General features: G+C 59.0%; 17 protein-coding genes and 1 tRNA gene. 10 read left to right on the forward strand and 8 right to left on the reverse strand.

Features of this window, described 5'->3' with window-relative positions; genetic code table 11:
- Window positions 1–49: 49 nt before the first annotated feature.
- From NTD84_RS25150 to queA, 6 genes are all read right to left on the reverse strand, one after another.
- Window positions 50–601 (reverse strand): glycine zipper 2TM domain-containing protein, encoded by a 552-nt coding sequence (locus NTD84_RS25150; protein WP_262171238.1) that lies wholly within the window; start codon window positions 599–601, stop codon window positions 50–52.
- Between the two features lie 120 nt (window positions 602–721).
- Window positions 722–1,636 carry a protein translocase subunit SecF gene (gene secF, locus NTD84_RS25155; protein ID WP_262171241.1) on the reverse strand — a complete coding sequence of 305 codons (915 nt, stop codon included), beginning with the start codon at window positions 1,634–1,636 and terminating at the stop codon, window positions 722–724.
- A gap of 9 nt (window positions 1,637–1,645) precedes the next feature.
- On the reverse strand, window positions 1,646–3,514 hold the full coding sequence (gene secD / locus NTD84_RS25160; protein ID WP_262171243.1) for a protein translocase subunit SecD: 1,869 nt from the start codon (window positions 3,512–3,514) through the stop codon (window positions 1,646–1,648).
- A gap of 63 nt (window positions 3,515–3,577) precedes the next feature.
- Window positions 3,578–3,916, reverse strand: coding sequence for a preprotein translocase subunit YajC (yajC, locus tag NTD84_RS25165; RefSeq protein WP_003185175.1), 339 nt, complete (start codon window positions 3,914–3,916; stop codon window positions 3,578–3,580).
- A gap of 43 nt (window positions 3,917–3,959) precedes the next feature.
- Window positions 3,960–5,075 (reverse strand): tRNA guanosine(34) transglycosylase Tgt, encoded by a 1,116-nt coding sequence (gene tgt, locus NTD84_RS25170; protein WP_170219133.1) that lies wholly within the window; start codon window positions 5,073–5,075, stop codon window positions 3,960–3,962.
- A 14-nt stretch (window positions 5,076–5,089) separates the two neighbouring features.
- Complete coding sequence (queA, locus tag NTD84_RS25175; RefSeq protein WP_262171247.1) at window positions 5,090–6,139, reverse strand: tRNA preQ1(34) S-adenosylmethionine ribosyltransferase-isomerase QueA; 1,050 nt, start codon at window positions 6,137–6,139, stop codon at window positions 5,090–5,092.
- 108 nt (window positions 6,140–6,247) lie between these two features.
- Between queA and NTD84_RS25180 the strand changes: the two genes are divergently transcribed.
- From NTD84_RS25180 to NTD84_RS25205, 6 genes are all read left to right on the forward strand, one after another.
- A tRNA-Leu gene (locus tag NTD84_RS25180) sits at window positions 6,248–6,332 on the forward strand.
- Between the two features lie 151 nt (window positions 6,333–6,483).
- Entirely contained in the window at window positions 6,484–6,813 is a 330-nt protein-coding gene (locus NTD84_RS25185; RefSeq protein WP_262171248.1) for a hypothetical protein, read from the forward strand.
- Window positions 6,814–6,939: 126 nt separating this feature from the next.
- A complete protein-coding gene (locus NTD84_RS25190) occupies window positions 6,940–7,395 on the forward strand; it encodes a GNAT family N-acetyltransferase (RefSeq protein WP_262171249.1) in 456 nt (151 codons plus the stop codon).
- A gap of 546 nt (window positions 7,396–7,941) precedes the next feature.
- The gene (locus NTD84_RS25195) at window positions 7,942–8,253 is read left to right on the forward strand and encodes a DUF3077 domain-containing protein (protein WP_262171252.1); all 312 of its coding nucleotides are present in this window, start codon (window positions 7,942–7,944) and stop codon (window positions 8,251–8,253) included.
- 309 nt (window positions 8,254–8,562) lie between these two features.
- Window positions 8,563–8,787: a hypothetical protein gene (locus tag NTD84_RS25200; protein ID WP_262171254.1), complete on the forward strand. Its 225-nt coding sequence runs from the start codon at window positions 8,563–8,565 to the stop codon at window positions 8,785–8,787.
- A 526-nt stretch (window positions 8,788–9,313) separates the two neighbouring features.
- Complete coding sequence (locus NTD84_RS25205) at window positions 9,314–10,051, forward strand: hypothetical protein (RefSeq protein ID WP_262171257.1); 738 nt, start codon at window positions 9,314–9,316, stop codon at window positions 10,049–10,051.
- Here the strand turns inward: NTD84_RS25205 and NTD84_RS25210 are convergent.
- On the reverse strand, window positions 10,008–10,484 hold the full coding sequence (locus tag NTD84_RS25210) for a DUF488 family protein (RefSeq protein ID WP_262171259.1): 477 nt from the start codon (window positions 10,482–10,484) through the stop codon (window positions 10,008–10,010). The genes NTD84_RS25205 and NTD84_RS25210 overlap by 44 nt on opposite strands.
- Before the next feature lie 764 nt (window positions 10,485–11,248).
- Here NTD84_RS25210 and NTD84_RS25215 point away from each other — a divergent pair.
- Genes NTD84_RS25215 through NTD84_RS25230 form a run of 4 tightly spaced genes read left to right on the forward strand, consistent with a single transcriptional unit; the run spans window position 11,249 to window position 16,378 of the window.
- Complete coding sequence (locus NTD84_RS25215; RefSeq protein ID WP_262171261.1) at window positions 11,249–11,725, forward strand: formate dehydrogenase subunit gamma; 477 nt, start codon at window positions 11,249–11,251, stop codon at window positions 11,723–11,725.
- Window positions 11,725–13,281 (forward strand): formate dehydrogenase beta subunit, encoded by a 1,557-nt coding sequence (locus tag NTD84_RS25220; protein ID WP_262171262.1) that lies wholly within the window; start codon window positions 11,725–11,727, stop codon window positions 13,279–13,281. The genes NTD84_RS25215 and NTD84_RS25220 overlap by 1 nt, the downstream gene beginning before the upstream one ends.
- Complete coding sequence (fdhF, locus tag NTD84_RS25225) at window positions 13,278–16,160, forward strand: formate dehydrogenase subunit alpha (protein WP_262171264.1); 2,883 nt, start codon at window positions 13,278–13,280, stop codon at window positions 16,158–16,160. The genes NTD84_RS25220 and fdhF overlap by 4 nt, the downstream gene beginning before the upstream one ends.
- Window positions 16,157–16,378, forward strand: coding sequence for a formate dehydrogenase subunit delta (locus tag NTD84_RS25230; RefSeq protein WP_262171267.1), 222 nt, complete (start codon window positions 16,157–16,159; stop codon window positions 16,376–16,378). Before fdhF ends, NTD84_RS25230 begins: the two co-directional genes overlap by 4 nt.
- 142 nt (window positions 16,379–16,520) lie before the next feature.
- Here NTD84_RS25230 and NTD84_RS25235 read toward each other — a convergent pair whose 3' ends face one another.
- Entirely contained in the window at window positions 16,521–16,973 is a 453-nt protein-coding gene (locus tag NTD84_RS25235; RefSeq protein WP_262171270.1) for a hypothetical protein, read from the reverse strand.
- Between the last annotated feature and the right edge of the window lie 65 nt (window positions 16,974–17,038).

Below are 17,038 nucleotides of genomic sequence, written 5' to 3' on the forward strand. Positions count from 1 at the left end.
GCGCCCACAAAAAAGCACCCTTCGGGGTGCTTTTTTTGTGTTCCGTAAATCACTGCCCCGGCTGAGCCTGCGACAGGATCAGCTTGCCTTCCTTGTCCACAGGGATCTGGTTACCCGGATCGCGGTCCATCCGCACTTTGCCTTCCTTGCCATCCAGCGAGTAACGAACGTCGTACCCAACCACTTTATCGCTGATGTCATTCACGGTATTACAGCGAGTCTGCGTCGTGGTGTAGGTATCGCGGTTCTGCATACCTTCCTGAACCTTGTTACCGGCGTAACCACCGCCGACTGCGCCGGCCACGGTGGCAATCTTCTTGCCGGTACCACCGCCGATCTGGTTACCCAGCAAGCCACCGGCGACCGCGCCAATGGCCGTGCCGAGGATCTGGTGTTGATCTTTGACCGGCGCCTGCCGAGTCACTGCGACATCCTTGCACACTTCACGTGGCGTCTTGATCTGTGTCTTGACCGGCTCAACGGCGAGTACTTGCGCATACTCCGGACCGTTGTTTTTAACCAGGCTGTAGGTGGCCACAGCACCCCCGGCAGTCACACCGACAGCACCCAGTACAGCACCAACCAGCATCGACTTGTTCACATGAACCTCCTGACCATCACATGCGGGACACGCCCGCGCTTCTCCCAGCCTTGGAGCATAAAAAAAGGCGCGAGTTCAACTCGCGCCTTTTTAGGCTGACAGCCGGGAAAGCGATGGCCGTTATGGACGGTCGTCGACTTCCTTCTCGGTTGCCGCAGGAGGAATCAAATCCTCACTGCTCAGGTTCAGCCAGATCAGCACCACGTTGGCGATGTAGATCGACGAGTAGGTCCCCGCCAGCACACCGATAAACAGGGCGATGGAGAAGCCGAACAGGTTGTCGCCACCGAAGAACAGCAGTGCCGCGATCGCCAGCAAAGTGGAAATCGACGTCGCCATGGTCCGCAGCAGGGTTTGCGTGGTCGAGATGTTGATGTTCTCGATCAGGCTGGCCTTGCGCAGCACACGGAAGTTCTCACGAACCCGGTCGAATACCACGATGGTGTCGTTGAGCGAGTAACCAATGATCGCCAGTACCGCCGCCAGCACCGTCAGGTCGAAGGTGATCTGGAAGAACGACAGGATACCGATGGTCACGATTACGTCATGGATCAGCGAAACGATGGCACCGACCGCAAACTTCCACTGAAAGCGGAACGCCAGGTAGATCAGGATGCCGCCCAGCGCCATCAGCATGCCGAGGCCACCCTGGTCGCGCAGTTCTTCACCGACCTGCGGGCCGACGAACTCGACGCGCTTGACCGTGGCCGGGTTATCGCCGCCGACCTTCTGCAAGGCTTCCGCGACCTGATGACCCAGTTGCGGGTCTTCACCCGGCATGCGCACCAGCAGATCGGTAGTCGCACCGAAGTTCTGCACGATAGCCTCGTGATAGCCCGAGGTCACCAACTGCTCACGCACCTTGGTGACATCGGCCGGACGCTCGTAGGTCAGCTCGATGAGCGTACCGCCGGTGAAATCCAGGCCCCAGTTCATGCCCTTGTGCCAGCAACTGAACAGCGCCAGGGCGGTAAGGAACAATGTGACGCCGAACGCAAAGTTGCGAACGCCCATGAAGTTGATTGTACGTAACATGGCAGCCCCTTAAATCCACAACTTCTTGAAGTCACGACCGCCGAAGATCAGGTTGACCATCGCGCGGGTCACCATGATGGCCGTGAACATCGAGGTAAAGATCCCGAGGGACATGGTCACTGCGAAACCTTTGACCGGGCCGGTGCCCATCGCAAAGAGAATCCCGCCAACCAGCAACGTGGTCAGGTTGGCGTCGAGAATCGCAGTAAATGCCCGACCGAAGCCTTCGTTGATTGCCCGTTGTACAGTCATGCCCGCGGCGATCTCTTCACGAATTCGCGAGAAGATCAGTACGTTGGCGTCGACCGCCATACCCATGGTCAAGACGATACCGGCGATACCCGGCAGGGTCAGCGTGGCACCCAGCAGCGACATCAGGGCCAGCAGCAACACCATGTTCACCGCCAGCGCGACGGTGGCGATGAGGCCGAAGAAGCGGTAGATGGCGATGATGAACAGCGAGACAAACAACATGCCCCACAGCGACGCATCGATACCTTTGGTGATGTTGTCGGCACCCAGGCTCGGGCCAATGGTGCGCTCTTCAGCAAAGTACATCGGCGCCGCCAGACCACCGGCACGCAACAGCAGCGCCAGTTCGGACGATTCGCCCTGGCCGTTCAGGCCAGTGATGCGGAACTGAGCACCCAGGGGCGACTGGATGGTCGCCAGGCTGATTATCTTCTTCTCTTCTTTGAACGTTTGAACCGGTACGTCTTTCTCGACGCCGTTAACCACTTGCTTGACGTAAGTAGTGACCGGACGTTGCTCGATGAAGATCACCGCCATGCTGCGACCGACGTTGCTGCGCGTGGCGCGGCTCATCAGTTCGCCGCCGTGGCCATCCAGACGGATGTTCACTTCCGGCGTGCCGTGCTCGCCGAAGCCAGCCTTGGCGTCCGTCACCTGGTCACCGGTGATGATCAGGCCACGCTCGATCTGTGCGGGCGGACGCTTGCCTTCACGGAACTCGAAGGTTTCGGAAGTGGCTTTCGAAGCGCCGGGCTCAGCGGCCAAACGGAACTCAAGGTTGGCCGTCTTGCCAAGGATACGCTTGGCTTCTGCAGTGTCCTGCACGCCCGGCAGCTCAACCACGATGCGGTTGGCGCCCTGACGCTGGACGATCGGTTCGGCAACACCCAGCTCGTTGACGCGGTTACGTACCGTGGTCAAGTTCTGCTTGATGGAGTATTCGCGGATTTCCGCCAGCTTGGCCGGGGTCATCGCCAGACGCAGCACCGCCTGACCATTGAGGTCGGCCGGAACAATGTCGAAATCGTTAAAGCTCTTGCGGATCAGTGCACGGGCCTGTTCGCGGGAAGCTTCATCAGTGAAGCCCAACTGAATGGCACCGTTGAGTTGCGGCAGGCTGCGATAGCGCAGTTTCTCTTTGCGCAACAGGCTCTTCACGTCACCTTCGTAGACTTTCAGGCGTGCGTCGAGGGCTTTGTCCATGTCCACTTCGAGCAGGAAGTGCACACCACCGGACAAGTCCAGACCCAGCTTCATCGGGTGCGCGCCCAGGCTGCGCAGCCATTGCGGGGTGGTTTGCGCCAGGTTCAGTGCAACGACGTAGTCATCACCCAAGGCCTTGCGCACGACGTCTTTGGCCGGCAGTTGGTCTTCAGCCTTGACCAGACGAATCAGACCGCCTTTGCCGCCCGCGGTCAGCGAGGTCGCCTTGACGTTGATCCCGGACTCCTTGAGCGCAGTGCTCACACGGTCCAGATCAGCCTGGTTGACCTGCAGCGCAGTGCTTGCACCGCTGACCTGAATGGCCGGGTCATCAGGATAAAGATTGGGAGCGGAATAAATCAGACCGACCGCCAGCACCGCCAGGATCAGAATGTATTTCCACAGAGGGTATTTGTTCAGCATCACGCCGCCCGCTTATGACGCGGGGCGCCTTGCGCGCCCCGTCGATTGAGTAGAAGTTGAAACTTAGATCGCTTTCAGCGTGCCTTTTGGCAGCGTGGCGGCAATGGCGCCTTTCTGGAACTTCATTTCGACGGTGTCGGACACTTCCAGCACCACGAAATCGTCGGCCACTTTGGTGATCTTGCCGGCGATACCACCGGTGGTCACAACTTCGTCGCCTTTCTGCAGGCTGCCCAGCAGGTTCTTCTGCTCTTTGGCGCGCTTGGCCTGTGGACGCCAGATCATCAGGTAGAAGATGACCAGGAAACCGACCAGGAAAATCCACTCGAAGCCGCCGCCCATTGGGCCAGCAGCTGCCGGTGCAGCAGCGTCAGCCATGGCATTAGAGATAAAAAAGCTCATTTAGCACTCCAGTTGCAAATGTTGAATCTTGGGGTCAGAAAACTCAGTCCAAAGGCGGAACAGGTAACCCGCGTTTGGCGTAGAAGGCATCGACAAAGGCGGCCAATGTACCCTGTTGAATAGCCTCGCGCAAACCAGCCATAAGCACTTGATAATGACGCAAGTTATGGATGGTATTGAGCATGCTTCCCAGCATTTCGCCGCACTTGTCCAGGTGATGCAGATAAGCGCGTGAGAAGTTCTGGCAGGTATAGCAATCGCAGGTCGGATCGAGCGGCGAATCATCATGGCGATGGAACGCGTTACGGATCTTCAGCACGCCGGTATCAATGAACAGATGCCCATTGCGGGCATTACGGGTTGGCATCACGCAATCGAACATGTCCACACCGCGGCGCACACCCTCAACCAGATCCTCCGGTTTGCCAACGCCCATAAGGTAACGAGGTTTGTCAGCCGGCATCTGGCCCGGCAGATAATCCAGCACCTTGATCATCTCGTGCTTCGGCTCGCCCACCGACAGGCCGCCAATGGCCAGGCCATCGAAACCGATCTGGTCGAGGCCTTCCAGCGAACGCATGCGCAGGTCCTGGTGCATGCCGCCCTGGACGATGCCGAACAGCGCCGCCGTGTTGTCGCCATGGGCTTCTTTCGAACGCTTGGCCCAACGCAACGACAGCTCCATCGAAATCCGCGCGACGTCCTCATCGGCCGGGTACGGCGTGCATTCGTCGAAAATCATCACGATGTCCGAGCCGAGGTCACGCTGAACCTGCATCGACTCTTCCGGCCCCATGAACACCTTGGCGCCATCGACCGGAGAAGCGAAGGTCACGCCCTCCTCCTTGATCTTGCGCATCGCGCCCAGGCTGAACACCTGAAAACCGCCGGAGTCTGTAAGAATCGGGCCTTTCCACTGCATGAAATCGTGCAGGTCGCCGTGCTTCTTGATCACTTCGGTGCCCGGACGCAGCCACAAGTGGAAGGTGTTGCCCAGAATGATTTCCGCGCCGGTCGCGGTGATGTCCCGCGGCAGCATGCCCTTCACGGTGCCGTAAGTACCGACCGGCATGAACGCCGGAGTCTCGACAGTACCGCGCGGGAAGGTCAAACGACCGCGACGAGCCTTGCCGTCAGTAGCAAGCAACTCAAACGACATACGACTTTGGCGACTCATTCTGTTTCCTCTGGGCCACGTGGTGCGGGGTTACGGGTGATAAACATCGCATCACCGTAGCTGAAAAAGCGGTATTCATGCTCGACGGCGGCTTTATAGGCGGCCATCGCTTCGGGATAACCGGCGAACGCCGAAACCAGCATCAACAGCGTGGATTCGGGCAAATGGAAATTGGTGACCAGGGCATCGACCACATGAAACGGCCTGCCCGGGTAGATAAAGATGTCGGTGTCGCCACTGAACGGCTTGAGCACGCCATCACGCGCGGCGCTTTCCAGCGAACGCACGCTGGTGGTCCCCACCGCCACCACACGACCACCGCGAGCGCGGCACGCGGCCACGGCATTGACCACGTCCTGACCGACTTCCAGCCACTCCGTGTGCATGTGGTGATCTTCGATTTTCTCGACGCGCACCGGCTGGAACGTGCCCGCCCCGACGTGCAAGGTCACGAACGCCGTCTCGACGCCGTTGGCGGCAATCGCCTCCATCAGCGGCTGATCGAAATGCAGCCCCGCCGTCGGCGCCGCCACCGCGCCCAGGCGCTCGGCGTACACCGTCTGATAACGCTCGCGGTCCGAGCCTTCATCCGGGCGATCTATATAAGGAGGCAACGGCATGTGCCCGACGCGGTCGAGCAGCGGCAACACCTCCTCACTAAAACCCAGCTCGAACAACGCATCGTGACGCGCCAGCATCTCGGCTTCGCCACCGCCGTCGATAAGGATTTTCGACCCCGGTTTCGGCGACTTGCTGGAGCGCACATGGGCCAGCACGCGATGACTGTCGAGCACCCGCTCCACCAGGATTTCCAGCTTGCCGCCGGAAGCCTTCTGGCCAAACAGCCGGGCCGGAATCACCCGGGTATTGTTGAAAACCATCAAGTCGCCCGGGCGCAAATGCTCAAGCAAATCAGTGAATTGACGGTGTGCCAGGGCGCCGCTGACCCCATCCAGGGTCAACAGGCGACTGTTGCGACGCTCGGCCAAAGGATGGCGAGCAATCAGCGAATCAGGGAGTTCGAAAGTAAAGTCAGCAACGCGCATGATGGGGTTCGTCTAGCAGGGGCCGGAAGTCTAGCGGAAATAGTGAAAATTCTCCATGAAACGTGATTGACCGACGGTAATCACCTCTCTATACTTCGCCGCCATTGAGCCCTGATGGCGGAATTGGTAGACGCGGCGGATTCAAAATCCGTTTTCGAAAGGAGTGGGAGTTCGAGTCTCCCTCGGGGCACCAAAATTAAGAAAGGTCTTGCTTTGCAAGGCCTTTTTTTTCGTCCGCAGAAAAGCACCTGACACCCCACCGACGTGTAGGAGCCGGCTTGCTGGCGATGCTTCGTTGATTGTCGCACCCTCGATCGGTAAGACCCCTGTTCAAGGATTACCCCATGGAAGTGTTGTTGGAAACCGTTGCTCTGTTTTGTCTCAAGCTGGCTTATGAGACGGAGGGGTCGAGTCCGATTCTGCGGGATGATCTGGTGATGGGGGATTATGAGCGGGAGGTTTTTGGGTTGTTGGTGCGCCGGGGGGATGTTGAAGGGATCCAGACCAAGGTGGCAATGTGCCTGAATCTTGCACTGGAAGCTGTCGGCGGTGTTGATACCGTTTTGGGGCGCGAGCTGTATCGGTTGGCGGCAGACTTCAACTCTGCACGGACACTGGATCAGCTTGAACATCCGCTAATCGCGCTCAAGGATTATCTGAAAGACATTCAATGAAGGAAGGCGTGTAGCCTGAAAGGGCTTCCATTCGCGACGGACAGCTAACGGCCAGCAGTCCTCTCACGCTAGCGAACATGGCCGCATCTCATTACGATCAATAACCCCACGGAAGGAGTTGATTGAATGGATTGCCTAATTCGAGAAGCAGTGAACGCGGACGCCCTTGCCATCAGCCGGCTCATTATTGGCACCCTTCGCGAGTCCAATGCCCAGGACTATTCATCCGATGTCATCAATCAAGTAGAGCTAAGCTTTTCTGCGCAGGCCGTCCTTCGTCTACTGACACAGCGTAAAGTCTTCGTAGCAATACTCAAAAATCAGGTCATCGCAACGGCCGGTCTTGATCAAGATGTTGTTCGAAGTGTATTTGTCGAACCGGCATATCAAGGGAAGGGCATCGGAACAAAGTTGATGGCAAGGATTCAATTCATCGCCTTATCCGAAGGATTCAACCTGCTGCACGTCCCATCCTCTATTACTGCCGAAGGCTTTTATGCTTCGCTTGGCTTCAAGAAAATTCGAGACGTATTTCACGAGTCCGAGCGAACGATCATCATGTCGAAAAGACTTATTCAGTAGCTTTACTTCGGGTTTTCAAGTGACGGCGTTGGGTCGAAAACGGCCCTTCTAGAATAGACGCTATTGGCCGATAACGGCCTTTGAGCGTAGCGGCTACCCATGCCAAAAGATGGAAAGCATTGGGACAGATCACATTCCTCCACTCGTGCGGTTAGGGGTATCAGCCGCCAAAGGTTGCAGGAAAAATATCAGCACGATACCCTCCCACCGTCGCTGCCAATTCAGCGACCGGGTGTGGTAACCCGAGTTATTCAAGGCGCAACAGCGCCCCCATCACGATTGCCGGCGCTTTTTTTATGCCTGCAAGCGTGAGTTATGGCGGCTGTGCGTGGGACGCCTTCGGGCGTGCCGGTTTCCTTGATTCCCGGTTTACCACCCTGCGCACAGCTGTCACCCATTCGTGTGGTAACGAACGTGGCAGCTCCTCATATCAAGGAGTTTGATAATGCGCAGCACCAATCCGTACAAAATTTGGCTTTTCCCTCTACTCAATTCCCAATCGCGTAACACCCTCCCCCACCACATCTCCATCCTCGGAGGTGACCAATGACCAACCAACCCGAACTCAAAACCATCGGCCTGACCCCCGCGATTTACTGCGGCGATCAAGCGTTATTCCACGTCACCCGCAACGTCCCCCTGGGCGATGCGCTGGGCATGGCCTCTGATTTCCTCTGCCTCGCCAAGGCGCTGACCAAGGAGGCGGCGTATGCCAAGGACTCGGACTACCACGCGTGGGCTGCGCATTATTTGACGGCGATGGGTAAGGCGCTGATGGATGATGTGACGAAAGTGATTACGCGGGATCGGGATAATGAGTTGGCGAATAAGCGGGCGGAGGGGATGGCTGAGGGGTAGCGGCTGAACGGCCAACGTCTGCCTGGCGTTTGAGCCTAGGTGATACTGTTGGGGCGAGCTTGCTCGCGAGAGGGCGGTCATTCAGTGGGGATGACGGCGGCTTCGCGATTTTCGCGAGCGAGCTTGCTCCTGCAGAGGTTGTGGTCGGTTCACGTTTTTGGGTGGTTGGACTGACGCCTTCGCGGGCAAGCCCGCACACAGGGATTTGTGAGGTGGTTGAAATGGGCGCTGGCTTGGAGAGAATGCCGGGGTCGGCTATGAGGCAGGTGATCGGAATAAACAAGTAGATATCACAAGGAAAGTAGAAGTATGAGACACGTGATTATGGGCGTTCCCGAAGGTGAGGATTTCGCTTCCTATGAATTGGAAATCCCGGTTTCCGTCACAGACCTCAAGCCAATCATGAGCTGGGCGAAGGACGACGATTGCGTCTATGACTACCACCTGACAGCAGAACAAATCAGCGCAATCGAAAAGCTCTGCGCTCTGAAATTACCCTCAGACCTAACGCTGTTTCTCACTTGCAGCGCTTGATCTACAGCCCTCATCGAGAAGCCCTTCGGGCGGCCCACGTATTCTTATATGGAAATAAATCTGTCCACTTTTCCATAGCGCCAACAGACGACAACTAAAGACTTTTCCGGCATCACAAGGACGTATTCATGCGGAAAATCGCCTTAAGCAATAAACTCCCTAGGCATTTCCCGTCGTCTTCACGCTCTGGAACGCTGGGCCACCAGTTTTCGCGGCGAGTTCTACCGGCGATCCGAGTACATGGAGCGCTACACACATTGGAAGATCCCGGTGTACAAGGCCTTGGTCGAAGGGCCTCGGTCGGCTAGCGGATTTACGGCGTAAAAGACATATTGGGTAACAGAAGACCAGCCTGGTCAGAGAGCCAAGTATTGCTAGCAACTGTTCATCGCTCAGATGACTAGATAGAGTTCAAAAAAGCCAAACGGATCTGGTGAAAATGCGACGGAAAGCTCGGATACTCATTCTCTGCAAGACATATCCTTCCCCTAGCGCAACATATGCCGAAACGTCCTGCGTTGCCGGCATGGACGAGCAAGGCAATCTCATACGCCTTTTTCCTGTTCCATTTCGCCTGATCACTGAAGATCAGCAGTTCGCGAAATGGCAATGGATTGAAGCCTTTATTGAAAGAAGCCCGGCAGACAGAAGACCAGAAAGCCACAAGATTGGAGTGGATACTATAATTGTGGGTACAAGGCTACCTGCGGCGGACTGGACAGAAAGGCGCACGTTTCTGGACAAACTGACCATCTACAACAGCTTTGATGAATTAGAAAATGCGCGACAGGAGAACAATGTCACTTTGGGCCTGCTCAGACCTGCACGTATAACTGAATTGCAAATTCGCAAAGCAGCATCAGAGGAATGGACAGCTCAGGAAATCGAAAAACTGGAGTCTCTCCAGCGACAGCCCAACCTGTTCGATGAGCATCAGGAACGAGCGAGCATAAAACGGCTGGAGAAAGTGCCGTTCGACTTTCATTACACATACGAATGCTTAGCCGATGGTGAGCTCAAATCGTATACGCACAAGATTGTGGACTGGGAAGTTAGCCAGCTCTACAGAAACGTTCGTCGTCGACATGGTGCAGAAGGCTGGGAAGCGCCGTTTCGACAAAAGCTTAACGTTGAACTCCCCAGTAGGGACCTTATGCTGCTGATGGGAACTATCCACCGATTCCCTGGGCAATGGCTGATTGTTAGCCTCATCTACCCACCTAAGCTACCGCGTGAAACAGATCCGCAATTTTCTCTATTTTGACTGGAAGATGCCTTGCTTGCAGGGAGCCGTCCAATTCTTGAGCGGCTTCTGCAATCAGGCTTCGATGGCAGAAACTTGCGTCCGCTTCATAGCAAACCATGCAAATGCGCTGTTCTGCGGCGCTGGACACCAGGTTACTTAGCACTGCCGCCTGAGTGCGGATGTAGGTCCGGAAATCGCGGGAGTACACAGACCAATCGCCATCTTCTTTGTATCGATTTCGTATGGGCTTCGGGCATCCGAGTGGTGGACTGTGCTCATACGAAATGCCTGCGCCGCGCAGACACTCAGCAAATGCTTTCTTGGAAAAGCCCTTTTTTCGAGAGATCGGATACTCCCGAACATCAAGCACCTTGTCGATATGGGCCTGCTGGAGTCGCGCAATGAACGCGTCGATGGTGAGCCCTTCGTAGCCCGCGGTGTAGATGGTCATGACTATTCTCCCTGTGCTTCAGTGCGCAATCGAAGCTAAAAAGCGCGGCGGACTATAGCATTCGACGTAGGTTGCCGCCCGATGCCGTGATGGGCGGCGCGCCGCGGTTCTACGATGCCAGAACATGGACATGGGTAAACCAGTGCCTTCTTTCTAAAACTATATCTACATGCAACGGTAAGCCTTCGATCTTCATCCGCTACGTGCTTCCTCGGCAATCACCAACGACCGAGATACTGAACACAATTGATTCAGCATTTGTGTTGCATGGTCTGACGCCTTCGCGGGCAAGCCCGCTCCCACAGGGATTGCGGTGAAATGAAGGCAATGTTTGGCCGGCGTTTTCGCGAGCAGGTCCACCCACCGCGGCACATCAACGTTCTGCACCGTAGAACCACCCACCGATCTGATGCTGTTTCTTACCTGCAACGCCTGATATACCTGCTCATCGACAAGCCCTCGGGGCATTGAGCAGCCGGGCGAACGCCCCGCGCCAGTCTCATCTAGACTCAATAGATAGTCGTAGACAGAACCGAACACGTCGCTTTGGTGCAGTTAAATCAAAGGCCGCGTGGCAATCTGCCTTTTATGCCCTTATTGAGGTGCGGCGAAGACCGCATCGGGCACAACAAGATGCCCGCCAAGGGTGCCCTGGCCAACGGCCTGAAAATGCCACGATTCCGTGACGTGGTGTGAGTGCCGCAGCCGACACTTTCGGACAACCGACGACCTTCTGGTGTGTCCGTGACCGTGAGGATTGCTGAATGCCTGATGAGTTGTTGCACCTGCCGATAGTCAACGGCCTGCTGGAGCGCCACAAGGGCTCCCCGGGTGCGCTGTTGCCCATTCTTCATGATATTCAGGAACGCATCGGTTACATCCCCGATGCCGCCGTCCCCGAGATTGCCCACGCCCTTAATCAGAGTCAGGCCGAGATTCGCGGGGTGATCAGTTTTTACCATGACTTCCGTACCGCGCCGCCGGCCCGACACATTCTGCGTCTGTGCCGCGCCGAGTCGTGCAAGAGTCGCGGTGCCGAGCAACTGGCCGCGCAGTTGCGCGAGCGTCTGCAAATGGACGATCACGGCAGCAGCGCTGACGGCAGCATCAGTTTGCGTCCGGTGTATTGCCTGGGCGCCTGCGCTTGCTCGCCCGCGCTGGAACTGGATGGTCGGGTGCATGCGCGGCTCAGCGCCGAGCGTCTGGATGCGCTGCTCGACGCTTGCCAGGAGGACGCGTGATGCCGACGCTCTATCTGCCCTGTGATTCGCTGGCCCGCGCCGTGGGCGCCGACGAGGTGTCCACGGCGTTGATCACTCAGGCCCAGGAACGCCATCTGCCGCTGGAATTGCAACGCACCAGCTCGCGCGGCCTGTATTGGCTGGAACCGTTGCTGGAAGTGGACAGCCCGCAAGGCCGGATCGGTTTCGGTCCATTGACTGCGGCTGATGTGCCGTCGGTACTCGATGCCATAGGCAACGCGTCCGCGCATCCACTGGCCTTGGGCCTGGTGGAAGAATTGCCTTATCTGAAGACTCAACAACGCCTGCTGTTCGCCCGCGCCGGTATCACCCGGCCGCTGTCGCTGGACGATTACCGGGCCCACGGCGGTTTCGAGGGCTTGAACCGGGCCGTCGCCATTGGCGGCGAGCAGACGGCGACGGCGGTGTTCGATTCAGGCCTGCGTGGCCGTGGCGGCGCGGCGTTCCCCGCCGGGATCAAATGGCGCACGGTGCGCGGGACCCAGGCGGCGCAGAAGTACATCGTGTGCAACGCCGACGAAGGCGACTCGGGCACATTTGCCGACCGCATGCTGATGGAAGGCGACCCGTTCCTGCTGATCGAAGGCATGTCCATCGCCGGCATCACCGTTGGCGCCACCCTCGGCTACATCTATGTGCGCTCGGAGTACCCCGACGCCGTGGCCACGTTGCGCGCCGCGCTGAACATTGCCCGCACCGCCGGTTACCTCGGCGCGAATGTCGGCGGCAGCGGTCAGGCGTTTGATCTGGAAGTGCGCGTCGGTGCAGGTGCGTACATCTGCGGTGAAGAAACCGCACTGCTGGATTCTCTGGAAGGCAAACGCGGGATCGTCCGCGCCAAGCCGCCGATCCCCGCGTTGCAAGGTTTGTTCGGCCAACCGACGCTGGTGCACAACGTGCTGACCCTGGCCTCGGTGCCGTTGATTCTGGCCAAGGGCGCGCAGTTCTATCGCGATTACGGCATGGGCCGTTCCCTGGGCACGATGCCGTTTCAACTGGCAGGCAATATTCGTCACGGCGGCCTGGTGGAACGGGCCTTTGGCCTGACCCTGCGGGAGCTGCTGGAGGGCTACGGCGGTGGCACTGCCAGTGGTCGACCGCTGAAAGCCGCGCAGGTCGGCGGCCCGCTCGGCACTTGGGTGCCGCCGTCGCAATTCGATACGCCGCTGGATTACGAGGCCTTCGCCGCGATGGGCGCGATGCTCGGCCACGGTGGTGTGGTGGCGGCTGACGACAGCCTGGACATGGCGCAGATGGCGCGTTTCGCCATGCAGTTCTGCGCCGAGGAATCCTGTGGCAAATGCACGCCGTGCCGCATCGGTTCGACCCGCGGTGTGGAGGTGATCGATCGCCTGCTGGCCGCGCCGGACCAGAGCGGTCGCGATGAGCAGGCGCTCATCCTCAAGGACCTGTGCGACACGATGCAATACGGTTCGCTGTGCGCCTTGGGCGGCATGGCCCCTTTCCCGGTGGCCAGCGCCCTCAAGTATTTCCCCGCCGACTTCGGTCTGCAGCCTTCGGAGGCCGAGCAATGATTACTCTCTTCGACCCGAAAACCGATATCGACCTGGGCACGCCCGCCCGCGACAGCCAGGTGCAAGTGACCCTGAACATCGACGGCCGCAGCATCAGCGTGCCCGAAGGCACCTCGGTGATGCGCGCCGCTGCGCTGATGGGCACCACCATTCCGAAACTGTGTGCCAGCGACAGTCTGGAACCGTTCGGTTCCTGCCGCATGTGCCTGGTGGAAATCGACGGCATGCGCGGCTACCCGGCCTCCTGCACCACGCCGGTCACAGAAGGCATGACCGTGCACACCCAGACGCCAAAGCTCGCAACCCTGCGCCGCAACGTCATGGAGCTGTACATCTCCGATCACCCGCTGGACTGCCTGACCTGCTCGGCCAACGGCAACTGCGAGCTGCAAACCGTTGCTGGTCAGGTCGGCCTGCGCGAGGTGCGTTATGGCTATGAAGGCGACAACCATCTGGCCGACGTGAAAGACACCTCCAACCCCTATTTCGACTACGACCCCAGCAAGTGCATCGTCTGCAACCGCTGCGTACGCGCCTGCGAGGAAACCCAGGGCACCTTTGCCTTGACCATCACCGGACGCGGCTTCGAGTCTCGCGTGTCCGCTGCCGGTGGCGAGAATTTCCTCGACTCGGAATGCGTGTCCTGCGGCGCCTGCGTGCAGGCCTGCCCGACCGCGACGCTGATGGAAAAAAGCGTGGTGGAACTGGGTCAGCCAGAACGCAGCGTGATCACTACGTGTGCCTATTGCGGCGTGGGTTGCTCGTTCCGCGCCGAAATGAAAGGCGACACGCTGGTGCGCATGGTGCCGGACAAGAACGGTCAGGCCAACCACGGCCACTCCTGCGTCAAGGGCCGCTTTGCCTGGGGTTACGCCACCCACCCTGATCGCATCACCACGCCGATGATCCGCAAGAACATCAGCGACCCGTGGCAGGAAGTCAGCTGGGATGAAGCGGTGACCTACGCCGCCAGCGAATTCCGTCGGTTGCAGCAAAAATATGGCCGCGACTCCATCGGTGGCATCACCTCCAGCCGCTGCACCAACGAAGAAACCTACCTGGTGCAGAAACTGGTGCGGGCCGCGTTCGGCAACAACAACGTCGACACCTGTGCGCGGGTCTGCCATTCGCCGACGGGTTATGGTTTGAAACAAACGTTGGGCGAGTCCGCCGGCACCCAGAGTTTCGACTCGGTGATGAAGGCCGACGTGATCCTGGTGATGGGCGCCAACCCCAGCGACGCCCACCCGGTGTTCGCTTCCCAGCTCAAACGCCGCCTGCGGGAAGGCGCACGTTTGATCGTCATCGACCCACGGCGCATTGACCTGGTGGATTCGGTGCACGCCCGCGCCGAGCTACACCTGGCGCTGCGTCCGGGCACCAACGTCGCCATGCTCAACGCCCTGGCCCACGTGATCATCACCGAGGGCCTGCAAGATCAGGCCTTTATCGATGCACGCTGCGAGGGCAGTGATTTCGCCCGCTGGAGCGAGTTTGTCAGCCGTGCGGAAAACGCACCGGAAGTCATCGGTCCGCTGTGCGGTGTGCCCGCGGCCGACATCCGCGCCGCCGCGCGCTTGTACGCCACGGGTGGCAATGCGGCGATCTATTACGGCCTGGGCGTCACCGAGCACAGCCAGGGCAGCACCTCGGTCATGGGCATCGCCAACCTGGCGATGGCCACCGGCAACATCGGCCGCGAAGGCGTCGGCGTGAACCCGTTGCGCGGACAAAACAACGTGCAGGGCTCCTGCGACATGGGCTCCTTCCCCCACGAGTTGCCGGGCTACCGTCACATCTCCAACGAAGTGGTGCGCACGCAATTCGAACAGGCCTGGAACGTCACCCTGCAACCCGATCCGGGCCTGCGCATTCCCAACATGTTCGAGTCGGCGCTGGCCGGCACGTTCAAGGGCCTGTACTGCCAGGGCGAGGACATCGCCCAGAGCGACCCGAATACCCAGCACGTCACCGCGGCGCTGTCGGCCATGGAATGCGTGGTGGTGCAGGATATTTTCCTCAACGAAACCGCCCGCTTCGCCCACGTGTTCCTGCCAGGCAGTTCGTTCCTGGAGAAGGACGGCACCTTCACCAACGCCGAGCGGCGCATTTCCCGGGTGCGCAAGGTCATGGAACCGCTGGGCGGCAAGGCCGACTGGGAAGGCACGGTGGCTCTGGCCAATGCGCTGGGCTACCCGATGGATTACCAGCACCCGTCGCAAATCATGGATGAAATCGCCAGCCTGACGCCGACCTTCACCCACGTCAGCTACGCCGAACTGGATCGCCACGGCAGCCTGCAATGGCCGTGCAACGCCGGGGCACCGGACGGCACGCCGACCATGCACATCGAGCAATTCGTGCGCGGCAAGGGGCGCTTCATGCTCACCGGTTATGTGCCGACCGAGGAAAAGGTCAACGGTCGTTATCCGCTGCTGCTGACCACCGGACGCATCCTCAGCCAGTACAACGTCGGCGCCCAGACCCGACGCACCGACAACGTCGCCTGGCACGACGAAGACCGGCTGGAAATCCACCCGACCGACGCCGAGAGCCGCGGTATCAATGAAGGCGACTGGGTCGGCATCGGCAGCCGTGCCGGGCAGACTGTGTTGCGTGCGCGGGTCACCGAGCGGGTCGCGCCCGGCGTCGTCTACACCACGTTCCACTTCCCGGAATCGGGGGCCAACGTCATCACCACCGACAACTCCGACTGGGCCACCAACTGTCCGGAATACAAGGTCACCGCGGTGGAAGTCAGCCGCGTCTACCACCCTTCCGAATGGCAAAAACGCTACCAGGCTTTCAGTGACGAACAGGACCGTCTGCTCAAGGACCGCCGTCAGGCCCGTGGCGAAAAAGCGGAGGTGCGCCGATGAGCACGGACAACCTGATCAAGATGGTCAACCAGATCGCCCAGTACTTCGCCAGCGAGCCGGACCGGCAAGCGGCGGTGCTGGGTGTGAGGAATCATCTGCAAATGTTCTGGACGCCGGGCATGCGCAAGGAATTGCTGGCCTGGCAGACCGAGCATCATGGGGCGGATTTGCATCCGTTGGCGCAAGAGGCGGTCAGTGGGGCGGGTTGGGAAGCTTAGTTCTCAAGGCTTGCCCAAAAACCTGTGGGAGCGGGCTTGCTCGCGAAAGCGATGTATCAGGCGAAATAACAGTGACTGACACACCGCTTTCGCGGGCAAGCCCGCTCCCACAGGAGACCTGTATGTAGTCATTGGCAGCGGCTCACTCGATCTCAATCGGCCCCTTTGTCCCGGCATCACTGTCCGTCCAGTAATCCTGCCCTGTCAGTCGTCGATCCCCCTGAATCGTGAAGGTGATCTTCCCCTGCTTGAACTGCAGCGCGCCATCGATGCGCTTGGCATTGACCCGCTTGCCATTCACCCACACCTGCTCCTTGGCATCGATCCGAATCGTCGCAACGGTCGCGCCGACCTCGCTCTTCGCGACCCACTGCCCGGCGTACGGCGTCTGGGTGTTTGCGCTGTCCGCCGCAGGGTCGGTAAACCCGGCCCTGGCGTTTTCGGCTTTGCTCTTGTGGATATCGCAGCCCTGGGTTTCGCTCACCTGGGTGCACCCGGATTGCTCGAGTTGTTTGCGGTACTTGTCGTTGATGGCGTAGGCCGGGGATTGCGCGGTTAGCAAAATGGCCAGTACCGGCAGGATGATTTTGTTCATGGGTGCTTTCCTTTGATCAGCGCCTTTCCGAGCGCCCGCAAGTTGCCAGGAGGGTTCACTGTAGT

It is taken from the genome of Pseudomonas sp. 14P_8.1_Bac3 (genome assembly GCF_025466085.1).
Taxonomy (GTDB): Bacteria; Pseudomonadota; Gammaproteobacteria; order Pseudomonadales; family Pseudomonadaceae; genus Aquipseudomonas.